The following is a 19,028-nucleotide window of genomic DNA, read 5'->3' on the forward strand; positions in this document are numbered from 1 at the left end:
GGCCGACGATCTGTTCCTGGACAGCCAGCCGCTGCCGGAAATCCTCACCGCCACCCGTCTGAAACAGTCCCCCGCGGCCGTGCCCGGCAGCATGACCGTGCTCGACAGCGAACTGATCAACGCCAGCGGCGCCCGCGACATCAGCGAGCTGCTGCGCCTGGTGCCGGGGATGATGGTCGGCAATATCAGCGGCAACCAGGCCGCGGTGAACTATCACGGCACCAATGCCAGCGAAGCGCGGCGCATGCAGGTGCTGATCGACGGGAGATCGGTGTACCGGGCGGGCCTGGCCACAGTGGACTGGAGCGACATTCCGGTGGCTATGGAGGACATCGAGCGCATCGAGGTGTTCCGTGGCCCCAATACCGTCAGTTACGGCGCCAACGCGCTGATGGCGGTGATCAACATCATCACCCGCTCGCCCGCCAACAGCCACGGTACGCGGGTCAAAGTCACCCGCGGCCAGCGCGGTATCAGCGACTGGTACGCCAGCCAGGGCACCGGCTGGGACACCGGCGACCTGCGCCTGTCGCTCTCCGGGCAGGAGGACGACGGCTTCGACAGCGATCGCAACGGCGCCGACTACCGCGACAGCCGGCGTTTGAACCGCTTCAGCCTGTCGGTCAGCCAGATGCTCAACGAGCAGCAGAGCATCGACTGGCAGCTCAGCGCCAAGGAAGGCAGCAACCAGCGCCCCTATACCTACCGCCCGGTGTTCTCCGGTATCACCTCGGCCGGCTACAACTCCGACGTGATCGCCAAGGACTATGCCGGCTCGCTGCGCTGGAACCTGGACATCAACCCGGACCACAGCCTTTATATACAAGGCTCGGCCCAGCACTGGGACCGCCAGCAGAACTGGCGCGCCTGTGACGCCGAAGTGTCGTTCAGTCCGGAACTGACCCGCCTCTGGCAGCTCAACCCGAACTACGCCGAACTGCTGGCCCGGCACATGGACAATTTCACCGGCTCCGGCGCCCCTCCGGGCAGCGCGGCCGAACAGGCCCTGGCGAACCAGGTGCTGACCCAATGGAAGGACGGCGCCAAGCGCACGGTCTGCGGGGATATCGACCAGAGCGCCCGCGAATCGCGCTACGACCTCGAACTGCAGGACACCCTGAGCCTGTCCGATGGCGTGCGCCTGGTCAGCGGCCTGAACTATCGCTACGACCGCGCCGACTCGGAAACCTATTTCAACGGCACCCTCGACGACAGCACCTGGCGCGCGTTCGGCCAACTGGAATGGCGCGCCACTGAGCACTGGCTGCTGCAGGGCGGCGCCATGTTCGAGGACTCGCAGCTGAGCGGCAGCTCGCTGACCCCGCGGGTGGCGGTCAACTACCTGATCAATCCGCGCCACGGCCTGCGGGCGGTGTATTCGGAAGCGATCCGCTCGCCGGACATGTTCGAGAACAACGTCAACTGGAGCTACCGAGTCACCAAGCTGAACCCGACCGCCTACGGCCAGCCCAGCGCCCAGTACTTCGTCAAGACTCGCGGCCCGGGCAACCTCGACCAGGAACGCATGCGCTCACGGGAGCTGGGCTACAACGGCTTTTTCGCCGATCTCGGGCTGAACCTCGATGTGAAGCTGTTCTACGACGAAATCAGCGGGATGATCAGCGAGCCGCTGCGCAACAACCAGTACATCGCCAGCAACAGCAACAGCTCACGCTTCGCCGGCACTGAAACCCAGCTGGACTGGCGCCTGAACCCGGCGGACCGGCTGCGCCTGACGTACGCCTATGTCGACGCCGAGGCCAGCAACCCGCTGGACGAGCAATTGACCGCGCGCCACAGCGGCTCGGCGGGCTGGTTGCGCGACTGGGGCCAGGGCTGGTCCAGCGCGCTCTTCTATTATGGTTCCAGCGCGCTCAACGGTTACCGCTTCGAACGGGTCGATACCCGCGTCGCCAAGCGTATCCCCCTGGGCAAGGGCAGCCTGGAGCTGGCCGGCGTGCTCCAGCAACGGCTCGACGACGAGCCCACTACCTTTGTCGACAACAACTATGACTCGCACCACGTCCTCTACTTCAGTGCGGAGTTGACGTTCTAGCATGAGCCACCGTCAGTCAGGGATGACGCCTGCCTTGAACCGTTTCCGGGTTCGCCTGCTGCTGTTCTGTTGCCTCTGGGGTGCATTCCCCGCATGGGCGGCCCAGGTGTTGCTGACCGGCGCCGAAGACAGCGCCGGCGTGCAGGCCTTTGCCCAGGCATTGGCGCAACAGCGGCCCCAGGACGACGTGCGCTTCGAACCCCTGGCCAACCTGCCTGCTCCCGGTCAATTGCCAGCAGGCACCCGATTGATCCTGCTCGACCCGGCCAGCCTCGAATGGCGCCAGCAGGACGCCCAGGGCCCGGCCACGCTGGTGTTGCGCATCGGCCGGATCCAGGCCCAGCAGCGCCTGGGGGCAACCTCCTCGCCCCGGCTGAGCCTGTTATGGAGCGACCCGCCGCTGGCTCGGCAATTGCAACTGATCCGCAAGATCCTCCCCCAGGCCCGGCGGGTCGGCGTGCTCTACGGCGCCGACAGCGAATTCCTGCTCAAGGAACTGCACCAGGCCGCCCATCCTCTGGGGCTGGAAATCGTCGCCGAGCGCTGGGACGACACCAATGACAGCCGCCCGCTGCAAAGCCTGCTGAAAAGCAGCGACGTCCTGCTGGGGCTGGACGACCCGCGGCTGTACAACCCGAAAACCGCGAAGAATCTGTTATTGAGCAGCTATGCCCGGCAACTGGCGCTGATCGGCCCCAATGCCGGATTCGTCAAGGCCGGCAGCCTGGCCAGCACCTACAGCGACCAGGACGACTGGCTGCAGGTGCTCGACGATTTGCTGGACCGGCCCACGACCCACTGGCCGCGTACCCTGTACCCGCAACCGTTCAAGGTGTTGAGCAACCCGCAAGTGGCACGCTCCCTGGGTGTCGAACCGATTGACGAGCAATCGGTGGCGACCCAGCTGGCCGAAGGAGAAAAACGCCCATGACCTTCCGTCGCCGTTGGGACATCAGTACCCGCACCCAGATCATCTGCCTCGGCCCGGCGCTGCTGCTGACCCTGCTGCTGATCAGCTTCTTTACCTTCGTGCGGATCCAGGATCTGCGCCAGGAGCTGAACCACACCGGCCAGTTGATCGCCAACCAGCTGGCGCCGGCCACCGAGTACGGGGTGATTTCGGGCAACAGCGAAGGCCTCGAGAGCCTGCTCAAGGCCACCCTGTCCACGCCCCATGTGCGCTTTCTCGAAGTCCAGGACAGCCGCAACAAGATCCTGGTGTACGTCGAGCAGCCTTCGGAAACCCACAACCGCTCACAGCAGGTGGAAGTGTTCCAGGCCCCGGTGCGCCTGCAACGCATCCAGCTCAACAACGACTTCTTCCAGGACGACCCGGGCGCCAGCGCTACCCCCAACGCGGACTACCTGGGGCGGGTGATCGTCGGCATGTCCAACGATGCCTTCAGCCAGCGCCAGCAGGAGATCCTGTTCAAAGCCGGCATCCTCGCGCTGTTCGCCCTGCTGTTCACCTTCCTTCTGGCCCGCCGCCTGGCGGCCAGCCTGTCGCAACCGATCAGCGCCATGGGCACCGCGGTCAAGGCCATTCAACAGGGTGACTTCAAGACCCCGCTGCCGATCGTCGACGATGCCGAGCTGGGCGATCTTTCGCGACACATCAACAACCTCGCCGCCGGCCTCGAGCAGGCCAGCCGCGAGCAGCACCAGGCCATGGCGCAATTGATCCAGACCCGCGAAGAAGCGGAGCGGGCCAACAACGCCAAGTCGGACTTCCTGGCGATGATGAGCCATGAACTGCGCACGCCCATGAACGGTGTGCTGGGCATGCTGCAACTGCTCGAAACCACGGAAATGACCGATGAGCAGCACGAATACGCGGCGCTGGCCTCCGAGTCCACCGAGCACCTGCTCAAGGTGATCAACGACATCCTCGACTTCTCGCGCATCGAGCGCTCGGCCCTGGAGCTGGAGCACATCCCGTTCAACCTCGCCGAACTCATCGGCAGCTCGGCCCAGGCCTTCCAGCACAGTGCCGCGCAGCGCGGGCTGGACCTGCAGCTGCGGCTGCCGCCCGGCATGGAGTCATTGCAAGTCAAGGGCGACCCGACGCGGATCCGGCAGATTCTGGTGAACCTGATCGGCAACGCCTTGAAGTTCACCGAACAAGGCAGCGTCACCATCGAGCCGCAATGGCAGGCCCTGGACCACGAGCTGCTGTGGTTCACCTGTACCGTGCGTGACAGCGGGATCGGCATCAGCCCGCAAAGCCTGGAACTGATGTTCAACGCCTTCCAGCAGGCCGACAGTTCGATTTCCCGGCGTTACGGCGGCACCGGCCTGGGGCTGCCGATCGCCCGCACCCTGGCCGAACGCATGGGCGGCACCCTGCGCGCCCAGAGCGAGGAAGGTCGCGGCTCGACGTTCACCCTGGAGATCCCGCTGGCGCTCTACCAGCAAAGCCTGCCGGTGCTGGCGCCGCGGGTGCACAGCGGGCATGCCCATGGCGAAGGACGCAACGTGCTGCTGGTGGAAGACAACCCGGTCAACCAGACCGTGATCCAGGCCATGCTGCGCAGCCTGGGCTTCACGGTCAGCATCGCCACCGACGGTGCCCAGGCCATTCGCAGCGCCGAAAGCCTGATCTTCGAGGCGATCCTGATGGATTGCAGGCTGCCGCTGATCGACGGTTACGAGGCCACCCGGCAGATCCGCCAACTGCCCGGATGCGCCGACCTGCCGATCATCGCCTTGACCGCCAACGCCTTGCAGGGCGACCGCGAAGCCTGTCTGTCGGCGGGCATGAACGATTACCTGGCCAAGCCGTTCAAACGCACGGATCTGCAGCAAATTCTCCAACGTTGGGTGCAGTAGCGGCCATTTATCGACCATCTGCGACTGGCGTGAAGGGCGAAAGTGCGGCAGTCTTAGGCACCCGAACAGGCCCCTCACAGGGCCTGTATAATAATTTCAGTGCACAAGTGTACATTCATGTCCCTTGTGCTGTGACTTTCACCACAACGCAATAGTCTATGAGTAGGCTGCCGGCTCGAGGCATGAACGCTTCGATCGGCCGGGAAGATTTGCCCCACCCTGCCGCATGGGACTATTGAGGAGCTCGCATGACCAAACAAAACGCCTTTACTCGGGAAGATCTGCTGCGCTGCAGTCGCGGTGAGCTGTTCGGCCCAGGTAACGCGCAACTGCCCGCCCCGAACATGCTGATGGTGGATCGCATCACTCATATCAGCCAAGAGGGTGGCAAGTACGGCAAAGGTGAATTGGTCGCCGAGCTGGATATCACCCCCGACCTGTGGTTCTTCGCCTGCCACTTCGAAGGCGATCCGGTGATGCCGGGCTGCCTGGGCCTCGACGCCATGTGGCAACTGGTCGGCTTCTTCCTGGGCTGGCAAGGCCTGCCGGGCCGCGGTCGCGCCCTGGGTTCGGGCGAAGTGAAGTTCTTTGGTCAGGTGCTGCCGACCGCCAAGAAAGTTACCTATAACATTCATATCAAGCGCGTCCTCAAGGGCAAGCTGAACATGGCCATCGCCGATGGCTCAGTCAGCGTCGATGGCCGCGAAATCTATACCGCCGAAGGCCTCCGGGTCGGCGTTTTCACCTCCACTGACAACTTCTAAGGGTTATCCGCATGCGCCGCGTCGTTATCACTGGTCTGGGCATCGTTTCGTGCCTGGGCAATGACAAAGAGACCGTCTCCGCTAACCTGCGTGCAAGTCGCCCTGGCATCCGCTTCAACCCGGAATATGCCGAAATGGGTCTGCGTAGCCAGGTTTCCGGCTCCATTGACCTCAACCTCGAAGAGCTGATCGATCGCAAGATCTATCGCTTCGTCGGCCACGCGGCGGCTTACGCCTACCTGGCCATGAAAGACGCCATCGCCGATTCCGGCCTGACCGAAGAGCAGGTTTCCAACCCGCGTACCGGCCTGATCGCCGGCTCCGGCGGCGCCTCGACCCTGAACCAGATGGAAGCGCTGGACATCCTGCGCGAGAAAGGCGTCAAGCGCGTCGGCCCATACCGTGTAACGCGGACCATGAGCAGCACCGTTTCCGCCTGCCTGGCCACTCCGTTCAAGATCAAGGGCCTGAACTACTCCATCGCTTCTGCCTGCGCCACCAGTGCTCACTGCATCGGTACCGCCATGGAACAGATCCAGATGGGCAAGCAGGACATCGTGTTCGCCGGCGGCGGTGAAGAGGAACACTGGAGCCAGTCGTTCCTGTTCGACGCCATGGGCGCCCTGTCCAGCAAGCGCAATGACACCCCGGAACAAGCCTCCCGCGCCTACGACGCCGACCGTGACGGTTTTGTCATCGCCGGCGGTGGCGGCATGGTGGTGGTCGAGGAGCTGGAACACGCCCTGGCCCGTGGCGCGAAGATCTACGCCGAAATCGTTGGCTACGGCGCGACGTCCGACGGCTACGACATGGTGGCCCCAAGCGGCGAAGGTGCAATCCGTTGCATGCAGATGGCCATGTCCACCGTCGACGCACCGATCGACTACCTGAACACCCACGGCACCTCGACTCCGGTCGGCGATGTCGCGGAAATGAAAGGCGTGCGTGAAGTGTTCGGCGACAAGGCCCCGGCCATCAGCTCCACCAAGAGCCTGTCGGGTCACTCCCTGGGCGCCGCCGGCGTTCACGAAGCGATCTACTGCCTGCTGATGATGGAAGGCAACTTCATGGCCGGCTCGGCCAACATCGAAGAACTGGATCCGGAAGTGGCCGACATGCCGATCCTGACCAAGACTCGCGAAGACGCCACCATCAACACTGTGATGAGCAACAGCTTCGGCTTCGGCGGCACCAACGCCACCCTGGTCCTGAAGCGCTGGCAGGGCAAGTAAGCCCCGCCGCTTCGCAACATGAAAAACGCCCCGACTGGTTCGGGGCGTTTTTTATTGGGCGATTGTTTTTCCCAGTGCAAAAGCCCTTACACCGAGAACCGTGCCACCAGGGTGTTCAGGTCCACCGCCAGTCGCGACAGCTCCTGGCTCGCGGCGCTGGTCTGGTTGGCCCCGGCCGAGGTCTGCATGGCCAGGTCGCGGATGTTCATCAGGTTGCGGTCCACCTCCCTGGCCACCGCCGCCTGCTCCTCCGAGGCGCTGGCGATCACCGTGTTGCGTTCGTTGATCAGGGTGATAGCCCCGGCGATTTCCTCCAGCGCCGCCCCCGCCGCCTTGGCCAGCTCCAGGGTCGAACGGGCCCGGCTGTTGCTCTGCTGCATGGAGCTGACAGCCTGGTCGGTGCCCTGCTGAATGCCGCCGATCATCTGCTCGATCTCCTGGGTCGATTGCTGGGTGCGATGAGCCAGCGCCCGTACCTCGTCCGCCACCACCGCGAACCCGCGGCCGGCATCCCCGGCCCGCGCCGCCTCGATGGCCGCATTCAGGGCCAGCAGGTTGGTCTGCTCGGCCACCGAGCGAATCACATCCAGCACCTTGCTGATGCCATAGACCTTCTGCGCCAGCTCTTCGACCTGGGAGGCGTTGGCGGTCACGTCGTCGGCCAGGGACTCGATGGACTGCACCGTCTGCCGCACCTGCTCACGCCCATGTTGGGCAATCAGGTCGGACTGGCGGGAGGCTTCGGACGTCGCCACGGCATTGCTGGCCACCTCCTCCACCGCGGCGGTCATCTGGTTCACCGCCGTCGCCGCCTGTTCGATTTCCTGGCTCTGCTGGTGCAGGCCGCGGGTGGCGTCCTCGGTCACGCAACTGAGTTCCTCCGAAGCGGAAGCCAACTGGCTGGAAGAGTCGGAGATGCGCCGGATGGTTTCCCGCAGACTGTGCTGCATGGCCTTGAGCGCCTGTAGCAAGCGGGCCGGCTCATCCTTGCCGCTGATGCGGATATCCTCGGTCAGGTCGCCGCCGGCCACCACTTCGGCCACGCTCAGCGACTGCGAGAGCGGCAGCACAATGCTGCGGGTGAGCAACAGGGCCAGGACAATGGTCATCAGGCCGGCCACCACGATCATCACGACCACCCAGACCTTGGCGCTGTTGAATACAGCCCGGGCCAGCTCGGTGGCCAGGTTGGCATTGTTCCGGTTCAGGGCTACCAGTTCGTTGAGGGTGCCCGCCAGGTCATCGGCCAGCTGGCTCATTTCGCCGTTGACCACTGCGACCGCATCCTCCACCCGCCCCTGCTGCGACAGCGCCATCACCTGGTTCTGGTGCTCGAGGTAACGTTTCTCGGCGGCTTTGTAGCGATCGAACAGTACGCGCTCTTCCGGCAGCACGATCAGCGCGTTATAACGCTCCTGGGCCACCTTCATACCGCTCTTGATCTCATTGAGCTTGCTTTCGTTCTGCGCCAGGGCCTGGGGGCTGCGGTTGAGCAGCAAACGCATGGTCAGCGCACGGACCCGCAGCAGGTCCTGATTCATTTCGCCCACCGACATCACACTGGGCAGCCAGTTGTTGTCGACCTCGTCAGACTGCGCACGCATGTTCGCCATCTGCAGCAGGGCGAACGCCCCCAGGCCGAACACCATCAACGCCAGCAGACCGAAGCCCAGGCCCGCACGCGGTGCAATGTTGAGACTTCTGATGCTCATTCTCCGGTTCCTTCCAAAAGCGCTGCATTCGCCATGCAGCGGGCTGCTGTTGAAAGTATCGGGTCCCGGAAAATTTGCTTAAGACGAAAACGTGATATCAAAACGCCCAAGCACTCCGATGCCTGGGCGTAAACGATTCAGCGTACGGTAAAACGCTGCTGAACCAACAAACGGTCGCCCTGGAACACCATGAAACGCCACTCGCCGGGGATCACTTCATGACTCTCGGTGAACTCGTAGGCCATGATGTCCTGCGGCGCGCCCGGCACCAGTTTCTGGGTCACTTCGAGCTTGTCGTGACGCTTGCCATCCGGGGTACGGATGCCCGGCGTGAAATACAGCAGGGTCAGCGGCACATCCTCGGCCACCTTGCCGGCCAGCTGATAACGCAGGCCGAACTTGGTGCCCAGCCGCGCAGGCACTATCTCGGTCTGCTCGATGTTTTCGTTGCTGCGCCGCAGCACCCGCTCACCCGACTGCAACGCGGCCTTCGGCCCTTCGAACACACCATATTCCACCGGTCCTTCGACACGGACTTCAGCACTGGCAAGGCCACTGAGCATCATCAGCGCCGCCAATGCGCTTAAACGGGTGAGGTGCATATCGCGCTCCTTGATTGAGATGGCGCGAGCCTATGACGCAGGCATGACAGGCTGATGACAAACCTGCATCGCTACCCTCGACCCTCGATGGGCAGAGCGCGTCCCAGGCAGCGCGAAGTAGAAAAAGTGGAACGCACAGACAGCCTAATGCTCTATAACTGCACCACCTTTCACCGCTGTTCCGACTGCTCACCACTGCCCCGAGGCCCGTCATGACTATCACTGTCAACACCGAATCCAGCGAAGGTTTCCGCCACAGCATCCAGATCGATGACCACCAATTGTTCGCCGACCTGCCCAAGACCCTGGGTGGCGAAGGTTCCGCGCCGGAACCCCACGACTTTTTCGATGCCGCCCTGGGCGCCTGCAAGGCCCTGACCCTCAAGCTGTACGCGCAGAAAAAAGAGATTCCGCTCACGGGCGTCACGGTCGAGGTCAAGCACGACAACAGCCAGGAGCAGAAAGGCAAATACGCGCTGCACGTCAAGCTGACCCTCAAAGGCGTGCTCACCGACGCCCAGCGTGAAGAACTGCATCGCGTCGCCGACCGCTGCCCGGTGCACAAGCTGATGACCACCGCCGAGGTGAGCATCGAGACCCACCTCTCCGAAGGCGCCTTCAGCCAATAGCGCCAAGGGTGCACAAGCGGGTTATGCTCCCGGGCATAACCCGATCAGCCTGGAATGCACCATGAACACACCGCTCGTGATCCGTCCTCGTATCGAGGACGTCGAAGGCCAGCCCATCCTGCGCCCGTTGCCCTCGGCCCAATGCCGCAGCGTCGGGCCCTTCGTGTTTTTCGATCACATGCTGCAAACCCGCTACCCCGCGGGCAAGGGCATGAATATCCGCCAGCATCCGCATATCGGCCTGTCGACCCTGACCTACCTGTTCCAGGGGCAGATCCAGCACAAGGACAGCCTGGGTTCCGACCAGGTGGTGAACCAGGGGGATGTCAGCTGGATGACTGCCGGCAGCGCCATCGCCCATGTCGAGCGCACCCCGCAAGCGCTGATCGACAGCGACTTCAGCATGCACGGCCTGCAAGTCTGGCTGGCCTCCCCCAAGGCCCATGAACAAGGTCCGGGGCACTACAGCCACCACCCGGCCGCGACCCTGCCGGTCAGCGACAACCTCGGGGTCAAGATCCGCATGATCGCCGGCAGCGGTTTCTGCCTGGAATCGCCGGTCCCGGTGCTCTCCCCGACCCTGTATGCCGAACTGCAGCTGCAGACCGCGACCACCCTGCTGATCCCCGCCGAACACGAGGAGCGCGCCCTGTACGTGCTCGAAGGCGACGCCCAGCTGGACGGCGAGCCCATCGAGCCCCATGCGCTGGTGATCCTGCCAGCCGGAACCACCCCCACCCTGTTCGCCGACAGCGACTGCCATGCCGTGCTGTTCGGCGGTGCGCCGCTGGATGGTCCACGGCGGATCAACTGGAACTTCGTCTCCAGCGACCCGGCCCGCATCGATGAAGCCCGCCAGCGCTGGGCCGCCGGCGACTGGCCGAGGGTGCCGGGAGAAAGCGAAAGAATCGAACTGCCCAAAGGCAAAGGCTCGCCGTCACCCCTGTAGCGGCGGGCGTTCGGCGGTTTGGAACTGGCCAGACACCGGCCAGTCTCCACCGTCGCCTGGTTGCGCAACCAGGTACCGATCGACTGCGAGCGGTTGCGGGTAGCCGGATCCCGGCCTATGGTCCAAGCGATGTATTGCCTGCGACCGCCGCGCGACGATTCGCCGTGGGTCGCTGTCCATCCAGCGCAGCTTTGCGCAGCGAGGTGACGACATGCCAAACGACTCCCGTCCTGCCGTGCTCGAACTGATCGGCAACACGCCGCTGGTGCGTGTCAGCCGTTTCGATACCGGCCCCTGTACGCTGTTTCTCAAGCTTGAATCGCAAAACCCCGGAGGTTCGATCAAGGACCGCATCGGCTTGGCGATGATCGACGCCGCCGAGCGCGACGGCCGCCTGCGACCCGGCGGCACCATAGTCGAGGCCACCGCCGGCAACACCGGCCTCGGCCTGGCCCTGGTCGGCCGCGCCAAGGGCTACCGGGTGGTCCTGGTGGTGCCGGACAAGATGTCCACCGAGAAGGTCCTGCACCTCAAGGCGATGGGCGCCGAAGTGCACATCACCCGCTCCGATGTCGGCAAGGGCCACCCTGACTACTACCAGGACATGGCGGCGCGGCTGACCAAGGACATTCCCGACGCCTTCTTCGCCGATCAGTTCAACAACCCGGCCAACCCGCTGGCCCACGAATGCAGCACCGCGCCTGAAATCTGGGCCCAGACCCAACATGATGTGGACGCCATAGTGGTCGGCGTCGGCTCGGCCGGCACCCTGACCGGGCTGACCCGGTTCTTCCGCCGGGTGCAGCCGGACCTGGAGATGGTCCTGGCCGACCCGGTGGGCTCGGTGATGGCCGAATACAGCCGCAGCGGCACCCTGGATACGCCTGGCTCCTGGGCGGTGGAAGGCATAGGTGAAGACTTCATTCCGTCCATTGCCGACCTTTCCAGCGTGCGCAAGGCCTACTCCATCAGCGACGAGGAAAGCTTCGAGCACGCCCGCCAGCTGCTGCGCGCCGAGGGCATTCTCGGCGGCTCTTCGACCGGCACCCTGCTGGCCGCGGCACTACGCTACTGCCGCGAGCAGACCAAGCCGAAGCGGGTGGTCAGCTTCGTCTGCGACACCGGCACCCGCTACCTGTCGAAGATCTACAACGACCAATGGATGAACGATCAGGGCCTGCTTGCGCGCAAGCGCTACGGCGACCTGCGCGACCTTATTGCGCGGCGCTTCGAGGACGGCCGGGTGATCAGCGTAGGGCCGGACGACACCCTGCTCACCGCCTTCCAGCGCATGCGCCTGGCCGACGTGTCGCAACTGCCGGTGCTGGTGGACGGGCAGCGGCTGGTCGGGGTGATCGACGAGTCGGACATCCTGCTGGGCGTGCACGAAGACGCTTCGCACTTTCGCCAGACCGTGGCCAGCGCCATGAGCGATCAGCTGGAAACCCTGCCTCCCAGCGCCAGCCTGGCCGAACTGGAGGCGGAACTCGACCGTGGCTTCGTGGCGATCATCGCCGACGCCTCGGGCTTCCACGGCTTGATTACCCGGGTCGACATGCTCAATCACTTACGGAGATCGCTAACATGAGTCAACAGGATGAAACCGGCGCGCCACGTGCCTTCGCTACCCGGGTGATCCATGCGGGGCAGACGCCGGACCCTTCCACCGGGGCGCTGATGCCGCCGATCTACGCCAACTCCACCTATGCCCAGCAGAGCCCCGGGGTGCACAAGGGGCTCGACTACGGGCGCTCGCACAACCCCACGCGCTGGGCGCTGGAGCGCTGCGTGGCGGACCTCGAGGGCGGTACCCAGGCCTTCGCCTTCGCCTCCGGGCTGGCAGCGATTTCCAGCGTGCTCGAACTGCTCGACGCCGGCGCGCATATCGTTTCCGGCAATGACCTGTATGGCGGCACCTTCCGCCTGTTCGAACGGGTGCGCCGGCGCAGCGCCGGGCATCGCTTCAGCTTCGTCGACCTGTCCGACCTCTCGGCCTTCGAAGCGGCGCTGCAGGACGATACCCGGATGGTCATGGTCGAGACCCCGAGCAATCCCCTGCTGCGCCTCACCGACCTCGCCGCCATCGCGCGCATCTGCCGCGCCCGGGGCATCATCTGCGTCGCCGACAACACCTTTGCCAGCCCGTGGATCCAGCGCCCGCTGGAGCTGGGCTTCGACATAGTGCTGCACTCGACGACCAAGTACCTGAACGGCCACTCCGACGTGATCGGCGGTATCGCGGTGGTCGGGCAGAACTCTGACCTGGCCGAGCGCCTGGGCTTCCTGCAGAACGCCGTGGGGGCTATCGCCGGGCCATTCGACGCCTTCCTCACCCTGCGCGGGGTGAAGACCCTGGCGCTGCGCATGGAGCGCCACTGCAGCAACGCCCTGGAACTGGCGCAATGGCTGGAACGCCAGCCCCAGGTGGCGCGGGTCTACTACCCGGGCCTGCCGTCACACCCGCAGCACGCCCTGGCGCAGCGGCAGATGCGGGCTTTTGGCGGGATGATTTCCCTGGACCTGAACTGCGATCTGGCCGGCGCCAAGCGTTTTCTCGAGAGTGTGCGGATCTTTGCCCTGGCCGAGAGCCTGGGCGGGGTGGAAAGCCTGATCGAGCACCCGGCGATCATGACCCACGCCAGCATTCCCGCAGAAACCCGCGCACAACTCGGCATCGGCGATGCTCTGGTGCGTTTGTCCGTGGGAGTCGAGGATGTGGAGGACCTGCGCGCCGACCTGGCCCAGGCGCTGACGCGTATTTGAATAAGTAACAGGCACAAAAAAGCCCGCCTGGCGTACAAGGCGGCTCGCTGAGAGCCGCATTGCATCGCCAGGCGGGCTTGTCGTTCCCGGGGCTCAGCCCTTGAACACTTCTTCCAGCAGGTTGTGCATCGAGGTGAAGGCACGGCCCGCAGTCCTGGCGTCGTACATCATCATGCCCGGCACATTGGCGTGCGGATCGGTGAAGGAATGCACCGCGCCGCCGTAGCTCAGCAGCTGCCAATCCACGCCCGCGGCATTCATTTCCTCTTCGAAGGCCGGCAACTGCTCTTTCGGCACCAATGGGTCGGAGGCGCCATGCAGCACCAGTACCGAGCCCTTGATGTTCTGCGCGTCGGCCGGGTTCGGCGTATCCAGGGTGCCGTGGAAGGACACCGCGGCTTTCAGCGGCGCACCGCTGCGCGCCAGCTCCAGGGAGCAGCAGCCACCGAAGCAGAAGCCGAAGGTGGCCAGCCTGGCCTTGTCCAACGCCACTTCCTGCTGACTTTGCAGCGCCTCGAAGGCTGCCTGCATGCGCTTGCGCAGCAAGGCCCGATCATTCTTCAGCGGCATCATGGCGGCGCCCGCCTCGTCGCCGTTGCTCGGACGGACCTGTTGCCCGTACAGGTCGGCGATCAGCACCACATACCCCTTGGCGGCCACCGCCTCGGCGATCTTCTCGGCCCCGGCGCTGACCCCCATCCAGTTCGGCGCCATCAACAGCCCCGGACGCGGGCCCTGCTGACTGGCATCGAACGCCAGGCGGCTTTCATAGGATTGACCATCAATCTGGTAGACCAGGGAACGAACAGTGACTTGGCTCATTTCAGACTCCTGATTCAAAAACACCTGAATGAAAAAACCCGCCGAAGCGGGTTTTTATACAACGCAGTTAAACCGACAGTTCAACCAGCAGCTTGTTCAGACGGCGCACATAGGCGGCCGGGTCTTTCAAGCTGTCGCCGGCAGCCAGGGCCGCCTGATCGAAGAGGATGTGCGACAGATCGCCGAAGCGCTCGTCGCTCCGCTCGCCGTCGAGTTTCTCGATCAACGGGTGAGCCGGGTTGAATTCGAAGATCGGCTTGGAATCCGGCACCTTCTGCCCGCTGGCCTCGAGGATCTGGCGCATCTGCAGGCCCAGGTCCTGCTCACCGATCGCCAGGATCGCCGGGGAATCGGTCAGGCGGTGGGAGACCCGCACTTCGCTGACGCTCTCGCCCAGGGCGGTCTTGATCCGCTCCACCAGGCCTTCCTTGCTCTTGGCGACTTCTTCCGCGGCCTTCTTGTCCTCTTCCGAGTCCAGGTTGCCCAGGTCCAGATCACCACGCGCCACGTCGACAAAGCTCTTGCCGTCGAAGTCGCTCAGGTAGCTCATCAGCCACTCGTCGATGCGGTCGGTCAGCAGCAGCACTTCGATGCCTTTCTTGCGGAAGACTTCCAGGTGCGGGCTGTTCTTGACCTGCGCGTAGGTTTCGCCGGTGAGGTAGTAGATCTTGTCCTGACCTTCCTTGGCGCGCGCCAGGTAGTCGGCCAGGGAAACATTCTGCTCGCCGTCGTCGCCCTGGGTGGAGGCGAAGCGCAGCAGGCCAGCGATCTTTTCCTTGTTGGCGAAGTCTTCGGCCGGGCCTTCTTTCATCACCTGGCCGAAGTTTTTCCAGAAGCCCTTGTATTGCTCAGGCTCGTTCTTCGCCAGTTTTTCCAGCATGTCCAGCACGCGCTTGGTCAGCGCCGACTTCATGGAGTCGATGATCGGGTCTTTCTGCAGGATTTCCCGCGACACGTTCAGCGACAGGTCGTTGGAGTCGACCACGCCCTTGATGAAGCGCAGGTACAGCGGCAGGAAGGACTCTGCCTGGTCCATCACGAACACCCGCTGCACGTACAGCTTCAGGCCTTTCGGCGCTTCACGCTGGTACAGGTCGAATGGCGCACGGGCCGGCACGTAGAGCAACGAGCTGTATTCCAGCTTGCCTTCGACCTTGTTGTGGCTCCAGCTCAGCGGGTTCTCGAAATCGTGGGCGATGTGCTTGTAGAACTCCTGGTATTCCTCGTCCTTGATTTCGGTGCGCGGACGGGTCCACAGGGCACTGGCGCGGTTGACGGTTTCCCATTCCTGCGCAGGCTTCTCCTCGCCTTCGGCGGCAGCGGCCTCTTTCGGCAGCTCGATCGGCAGGGCGATATGGTCGGAGTACTTCTTGATGATGTTGCGCAGGCGCCAGCCATCGGCGAACTCATCTTCACCGGATTTCAGGTGCAGGACGATACGGGTACCGCGGTCGGCCTTGTCGATGGTCGCGACTTCGAACTCACCTTCGCCCTTGGAGGACCAGTGCACACCTTCGCTGGCTGCGAGGCCGGCACGACGGGTGAAGACATCGACCTTGTCGGCGACGATGAAGGCGGAATAGAAGCCCACGCCGAACTGACCGATCAGGTGCGAATCCTTCTTCTGGTCGCCCGTGAGGTTTTTCATGAAGTCGGCGGTGCCGGACTTGGCGATGGTCCCCAGGTGGGTGATCACATCTTCCCGGCTCATGCCGATGCCGTTGTCTTCGAGGGTGACGGTCTTGGCGTCCTTGTCGAAGCTCACACGGATTTTCAGCTCCGCGCCACCTTCCAGCAACTCAGGCTTGGACAGGGCTTCGAAGCGCAATTTGTCGACAGCGTCAGAGGCGTTCGAGATCAGTTCGCGAAGGAAGATTTCCTTGTTGGAATACAGCGAATGGATCATGAGGTGCAGCAGTTGCTTTACCTCGGTCTGGAAGCCCAGGGTTTCCTTTTGAGTTTCCACACTCATGGTCATCAAACTCCAATCAGATGGCATAAGCCGCGCCCGGAGGGCTTACGGCGGGATGTCCACAGAGTTGGGGGCTATACCTGAGATTTCAAGGGCCTGGACTTTCTTCAAGCTTGAAATGTGCTCGCGCGGTGGCAATCGGCTCCTGCGCGCTGCTCTGCCAGGCGGTGATGGCCACGTTCGCCACCCGCCGGCCCTGGCGGCAGACCTGGCATCTGGCATAGGTATCGCGAAACTGCCCGGCACGCAGGTAGTCGAGGGAGAAGTCGATGATCTTCGGCACGCCGCGCGAGCCGGTACCAATCAACAGATGCAGGGCCGCCGCCAGCTCCATGAAACCGGCGATCACCCCACCGTGCAGGGCCGGCAGCAACGGGTTGCCGATGTTGTCGCGGTTGGCAGGCAGGCGAAACAGCAACTCATCGCCCTGCCGCGAACACTCGATGCCGATCAGCCTGGCGTAGGGAATCAGCTGCAGCAGTGCGGCGTAATCGCCTTGCTGGTGGGCTCGTTGCACTTGCTCCTGGAAATTGTCACTCATGGCTGCTCACCCTTGATGGCGCCGGCAAAACCTTTGCTGCCCTTGATGCCCTTGCCCATGCGCATGAAGGTGCCCACCACATGGGCAACGGGGTGCTCGGGATCGTCCTGATAGGCAAAACCGCGGGTGAAAATCACATCGGTGGTCACCCGATAGCACTGGGCAAAGCCATATACGCTTTTGCCCGGCTCTGCCGGGTGCATGTAGTCGACACGCAAATCCAGGGTCGGACAGACTTCGAATTCCGGCAGGACGCACAAGGTGGCCATGCCGCAGGCGGTGTCCATCAACGAGGTCAGCGCGCCACCGTGGATCACTCCGGTCTGTGGGTTACCGACTATCTGCGGGCTGTAAGGCAGCATCAGGGTGATGCCGTCTTTTGAAGCGCTGTGCACGCTCATTGCCAATACCTGGCAATGGCGCAGCGCCGATAAAAACCGCGTCGCCCGCTCAAAAACAGGGTTTTGCTCCATAAGACAACTCTCTAGTTGGTGTCAAAACCGCTCAGTTAACGAGACCGGTAAAAGTTCCATATTGCTGGCACTTTATATATCTTTAGCTTTCAAGGAACTTAACCTGTAGAGCCATGCTCGAAAGGCCAGAAGATATCTTCAATAAGGAGAAACACCCCATGCGTAAGACTTTAGCTATTGCCCTGATGCTGACCGCTTCCCTCGGTCTCGCTGCCTGCGATAAAAAATCCGAGGACAAAGCTCAAGATGCCAACCAACATGCTGAGCAAGCTCAACAGAAACTGAACGAAGCTCAGGATAAAGTGAACGAAGCCGCAAAAGAAACCGTCGATGCAGCCAAAGATCAGGTTGAATCGAGCAAAGCAGCTGTTGAAGAAGCTGCCAAGGAAGCCGCTCCTAAAACCAACTAATCCGGTTTTAGTGCAGCAAAAAGAAAGCCCGCCTAGTGCGGGCTTTACTTTGTCTGGAATAACCTCTAAGCCAACAGGCGGCGAAAAATCGGACTAAGCATCAGCAACATTGAACAGAGCAGACCGACAAACCAGACCAGACTGCGCTGCCAGGCAAGATCCGCCCAATAGCACAACAGATAGATAACCCGCGTAATGACGAAAACGATCGCCAGGCCATCGATCAACCAGCCCTGAGTCTGGGTGGTATGGGCCATCAGCACCCCGACCGCAAATAACATGAAGGCTTCGAAGCTGTTCTGGTGCGCCGCCACCGCCCGGGCACCGAACCCGGTAAGTTGCGCCTGTTGCTGGCGTGGCAGGTGATTGTTGTAACCGCCCTGCTCTTTCATGGCCCTGGCCACCGGCATCCGTGCCACGTAAATCAACAGTGCGCTGATAAACACACACCAGAACGCGATACTCATCAGGCAATCTCCTTGTTCACCTCGGGCAATGGCGCCTCTGTAGGGGTATAGACCATCACGTCCAGCACGTCGGAATGAAACTCCCGGCGGTACAGCACCAGCACCACACCCGCGCTCATCAGCATGAACAGCCAGGGGCTGACGAACCAGGCCAGCATGCTCATGCCGAAGTAATAGGAACGCAGGCCGAAGTTGAACTGGTTGGCGGCCATGGAAATCACCCGCGCGGCCCGCATGGCAAAGGCCTTTCGCTCCTGTTCGGAAACATGTCGCTCACCGATCATCGGCGCCGAACCCACGAGGATGGCTGCGAAGTTGTACTGGCGCATGCACCAGCTGAAGGTGAAGAAGGCATAGACGAACACCAGGGCCAGGCACAGCAGCTTGATCTCCGACATGCCCTGGGAAGCCTGCTGCACCATGGGAATGTCGGCCAGCAGCGACACCGCACGCTCGGAAGCGCCGAGCACGGTGAGGATACCGGCGAGGATAATCAGGGTGCTGGAGGCAAAGAACGAGGCATTGCGCTCCAGGTTGCCGATCACGCTGGCGTCGGCGATGCGGTTGTCGCGCAGCAGCATGCGGCGCATCCAGTCTTCCCGGTACAGGTGCAGCACGCTGGCCAGGCACGCGGTGTCGCGACCCTTCCATGTCGCGTAGCGGGTATAGCCGCCCCAGCAGATGACAAACCAGAGGGCGGCGATGAGATGGATCAGGTTGGCTTCGACGAACGACATGCAGGTTCCCAGATAGGCGTTGGCAGAGTGCGAATACAACTGGCACTGCTTCGACGTTGATCGAGGAAAA

18 protein-coding genes and 1 pseudogene are annotated in these 19,028 nt (G+C 62.9%); 10 read left to right on the forward strand and 9 right to left on the reverse strand.

Annotation, left to right across the window (positions count from 1 at the left end):
• From J4D52_RS22230 to fabB, 5 genes are all read left to right on the forward strand, one after another.
• On the forward strand, positions 1-2,056 hold a 2,056-nt coding region (locus J4D52_RS22230), incomplete at its 5' end, for a TonB-dependent siderophore receptor (protein WP_207272154.1).
• Between the two features lies 1 nt (position 2,057).
• Positions 2,058-2,987 carry an ABC transporter substrate-binding protein gene (locus J4D52_RS22235; RefSeq protein WP_173678561.1) on the forward strand — a complete coding sequence of 310 codons (930 nt, stop codon included), beginning with the start codon at positions 2,058-2,060 and terminating at the stop codon, positions 2,985-2,987.
• Positions 2,984-4,885 (forward strand): ATP-binding protein, encoded by a 1,902-nt coding sequence (locus J4D52_RS22240; RefSeq protein WP_063429070.1) that lies wholly within the window; start codon positions 2,984-2,986, stop codon positions 4,883-4,885. The genes J4D52_RS22235 and J4D52_RS22240 overlap by 4 nt, the downstream gene beginning before the upstream one ends.
• Before the next feature lie 248 nt (positions 4,886-5,133).
• Complete coding sequence (fabA, locus tag J4D52_RS22245; protein ID WP_007931558.1) at positions 5,134-5,649, forward strand: 3-hydroxyacyl-[acyl-carrier-protein] dehydratase FabA; 516 nt, start codon at positions 5,134-5,136, stop codon at positions 5,647-5,649.
• Positions 5,650-5,660: 11 nt separating this feature from the next.
• Positions 5,661-6,881, forward strand: coding sequence for a beta-ketoacyl-ACP synthase I (gene fabB / locus J4D52_RS22250; protein WP_025805277.1), 1,221 nt, complete (start codon positions 5,661-5,663; stop codon positions 6,879-6,881).
• A gap of 86 nt (positions 6,882-6,967) precedes the next feature.
• Here fabB and J4D52_RS30795 read toward each other — a convergent pair whose 3' ends face one another.
• The 3 genes and pseudogenes from J4D52_RS30795 to J4D52_RS22260 all read right to left on the reverse strand — a co-directional run bounded on the left by J4D52_RS30795 (position 6,968) and on the right by J4D52_RS22260 (position 9,195).
• Positions 6,968-7,831, reverse strand: a complete 864-nt coding sequence (locus J4D52_RS30795) for a methyl-accepting chemotaxis protein (protein ID WP_371860316.1) — start codon at positions 7,829-7,831, stop codon at positions 6,968-6,970.
• A pseudogene (locus J4D52_RS30800) lies at positions 7,823-8,593 on the reverse strand (MCP four helix bundle domain-containing protein); the annotation flags it as partial. The gene J4D52_RS30795 and the pseudogene J4D52_RS30800, both read right to left, overlap by 9 nt.
• Positions 8,594-8,730: 137 nt before the next feature.
• Positions 8,731-9,195: a DUF3859 domain-containing protein gene (locus J4D52_RS22260; RefSeq protein ID WP_025805275.1), complete on the reverse strand. Its 465-nt coding sequence runs from the start codon at positions 9,193-9,195 to the stop codon at positions 8,731-8,733.
• A gap of 212 nt (positions 9,196-9,407) precedes the next feature.
• Here J4D52_RS22260 and J4D52_RS22265 point away from each other — a divergent pair, with 212 nt between their 5' ends.
• From J4D52_RS22265 to J4D52_RS22280, 4 genes are all read left to right on the forward strand, one after another.
• Positions 9,408-9,824, forward strand: coding sequence for an OsmC family protein (locus tag J4D52_RS22265; RefSeq protein ID WP_007931549.1), 417 nt, complete (start codon positions 9,408-9,410; stop codon positions 9,822-9,824).
• Positions 9,825-9,885: 61 nt separating this feature from the next.
• Positions 9,886-10,773 (forward strand): pirin family protein, encoded by an 888-nt coding sequence (locus tag J4D52_RS22270; RefSeq protein ID WP_063429068.1) that lies wholly within the window; start codon positions 9,886-9,888, stop codon positions 10,771-10,773.
• A 211-nt stretch (positions 10,774-10,984) separates the two neighbouring features.
• Positions 10,985-12,361, forward strand: coding sequence for a pyridoxal-phosphate dependent enzyme (locus J4D52_RS22275; protein ID WP_025805272.1), 1,377 nt, complete (start codon positions 10,985-10,987; stop codon positions 12,359-12,361).
• Positions 12,358-13,536, forward strand: a complete 1,179-nt coding sequence (locus J4D52_RS22280) for a PLP-dependent aspartate aminotransferase family protein (RefSeq protein ID WP_063429066.1) — start codon at positions 12,358-12,360, stop codon at positions 13,534-13,536. The genes J4D52_RS22275 and J4D52_RS22280 overlap by 4 nt, the downstream gene beginning before the upstream one ends.
• 93 nt (positions 13,537-13,629) lie before the next feature.
• Here the strand turns inward: J4D52_RS22280 and J4D52_RS22285 are convergent, their stop codons facing one another.
• The 4 genes from J4D52_RS22285 to J4D52_RS22300 form a co-directional block, all read right to left on the reverse strand.
• The gene (locus J4D52_RS22285) at positions 13,630-14,358 is read right to left on the reverse strand and encodes a dienelactone hydrolase family protein (RefSeq protein WP_063429064.1); all 729 of its coding nucleotides are present in this window, start codon (positions 14,356-14,358) and stop codon (positions 13,630-13,632) included.
• A gap of 67 nt (positions 14,359-14,425) precedes the next feature.
• Positions 14,426-16,330 (reverse strand): molecular chaperone HtpG, encoded by a 1,905-nt coding sequence (gene htpG / locus J4D52_RS22290; RefSeq protein ID WP_025805268.1) that lies wholly within the window; start codon positions 16,328-16,330, stop codon positions 14,426-14,428.
• An 88-nt stretch (positions 16,331-16,418) separates the two neighbouring features.
• Positions 16,419-16,871, reverse strand: coding sequence for a PaaI family thioesterase (locus J4D52_RS22295; protein WP_063429062.1), 453 nt, complete (start codon positions 16,869-16,871; stop codon positions 16,419-16,421).
• The gene (locus J4D52_RS22300; RefSeq protein ID WP_063429061.1) at positions 16,868-17,344 is read right to left on the reverse strand and encodes a PaaI family thioesterase; all 477 of its coding nucleotides are present in this window, start codon (positions 17,342-17,344) and stop codon (positions 16,868-16,870) included. The genes J4D52_RS22295 and J4D52_RS22300 overlap by 4 nt, the downstream gene beginning before the upstream one ends.
• Before the next feature lie 158 nt (positions 17,345-17,502).
• Here J4D52_RS22300 and J4D52_RS22305 point away from each other — a divergent pair, with 158 nt between their 5' ends.
• Positions 17,503-17,754 carry a hypothetical protein gene (locus J4D52_RS22305; RefSeq protein ID WP_009047772.1) on the forward strand — a complete coding sequence of 84 codons (252 nt, stop codon included), beginning with the start codon at positions 17,503-17,505 and terminating at the stop codon, positions 17,752-17,754.
• A gap of 65 nt (positions 17,755-17,819) precedes the next feature.
• Here J4D52_RS22305 and J4D52_RS22310 read toward each other — a convergent pair whose 3' ends face one another.
• Together J4D52_RS22310 and J4D52_RS22315 are read right to left on the reverse strand one after the other, a co-directional pair.
• Positions 17,820-18,221 carry an MAPEG family protein gene (locus tag J4D52_RS22310; RefSeq protein ID WP_063429059.1) on the reverse strand — a complete coding sequence of 134 codons (402 nt, stop codon included), beginning with the start codon at positions 18,219-18,221 and terminating at the stop codon, positions 17,820-17,822.
• Entirely contained in the window at positions 18,221-18,958 is a 738-nt protein-coding gene (locus J4D52_RS22315; RefSeq protein ID WP_025805264.1) for a DUF599 domain-containing protein, read from the reverse strand. The genes J4D52_RS22310 and J4D52_RS22315 overlap by 1 nt, the downstream gene beginning before the upstream one ends.
• Positions 18,959-19,028 lie beyond the last annotated feature (70 nt).

The sequence above is a fragment of the Pseudomonas sp. GW460-12-10-14-TSB1 genome (genome assembly GCF_017349775.1).
Lineage (GTDB): Bacteria > Pseudomonadota > Gammaproteobacteria > Pseudomonadales > Pseudomonadaceae > Aquipseudomonas > Aquipseudomonas piscium.

Excerpts from the sequence above, each read along its gene's own strand:
- J4D52_RS22265 (WP_007931549.1), top strand. The coding sequence starts at position 9,408 with ATGACTATCACTGTCAACACCGAATCCAGCGAAGGTTTCCGCCACAGC.
- J4D52_RS30795 (WP_371860316.1), bottom strand. The coding sequence starts at position 7,831 with ATGCAGCACAGTCTGCGGGAAACCATCCGGCGCATCTCCGACTCTTCC.
- J4D52_RS22310 (WP_063429059.1), bottom strand. The coding sequence starts at position 18,221 with ATGAGTATCGCGTTCTGGTGTGTGTTTATCAGCGCACTGTTGATTTAC.
- J4D52_RS22285 (WP_063429064.1), bottom strand. The coding sequence starts at position 14,358 with ATGAGCCAAGTCACTGTTCGTTCCCTGGTCTACCAGATTGATGGTCAA.
- J4D52_RS22270 (WP_063429068.1), top strand. The coding sequence starts at position 9,886 with ATGAACACACCGCTCGTGATCCGTCCTCGTATCGAGGACGTCGAAGGC.
- J4D52_RS22280 (WP_063429066.1), top strand. The coding sequence starts at position 12,358 with ATGAGTCAACAGGATGAAACCGGCGCGCCACGTGCCTTCGCTACCCGG.
- J4D52_RS22275 (WP_025805272.1), top strand. The coding sequence starts at position 10,985 with ATGCCAAACGACTCCCGTCCTGCCGTGCTCGAACTGATCGGCAACACG.
- J4D52_RS22315 (WP_025805264.1), bottom strand. The coding sequence starts at position 18,958 with ATGTCGTTCGTCGAAGCCAACCTGATCCATCTCATCGCCGCCCTCTGG.
- J4D52_RS22305 (WP_009047772.1), top strand. The coding sequence starts at position 17,503 with ATGCGTAAGACTTTAGCTATTGCCCTGATGCTGACCGCTTCCCTCGGT.
- J4D52_RS22300 (WP_063429061.1), bottom strand. The coding sequence starts at position 17,344 with ATGGAGCAAAACCCTGTTTTTGAGCGGGCGACGCGGTTTTTATCGGCG.
- fabB (WP_025805277.1), top strand. The coding sequence starts at position 5,661 with ATGCGCCGCGTCGTTATCACTGGTCTGGGCATCGTTTCGTGCCTGGGC.
- J4D52_RS22260 (WP_025805275.1), bottom strand. The coding sequence starts at position 9,195 with ATGCACCTCACCCGTTTAAGCGCATTGGCGGCGCTGATGATGCTCAGT.
- J4D52_RS22235 (WP_173678561.1), top strand. The coding sequence starts at position 2,058 with ATGAGCCACCGTCAGTCAGGGATGACGCCTGCCTTGAACCGTTTCCGG.
- J4D52_RS22240 (WP_063429070.1), top strand. The coding sequence starts at position 2,984 with ATGACCTTCCGTCGCCGTTGGGACATCAGTACCCGCACCCAGATCATC.
- J4D52_RS22295 (WP_063429062.1), bottom strand. The coding sequence starts at position 16,871 with ATGAGTGACAATTTCCAGGAGCAAGTGCAACGAGCCCACCAGCAAGGC.
- fabA (WP_007931558.1), top strand. The coding sequence starts at position 5,134 with ATGACCAAACAAAACGCCTTTACTCGGGAAGATCTGCTGCGCTGCAGT.
- htpG (WP_025805268.1), bottom strand. The coding sequence starts at position 16,330 with ATGAGTGTGGAAACTCAAAAGGAAACCCTGGGCTTCCAGACCGAGGTA.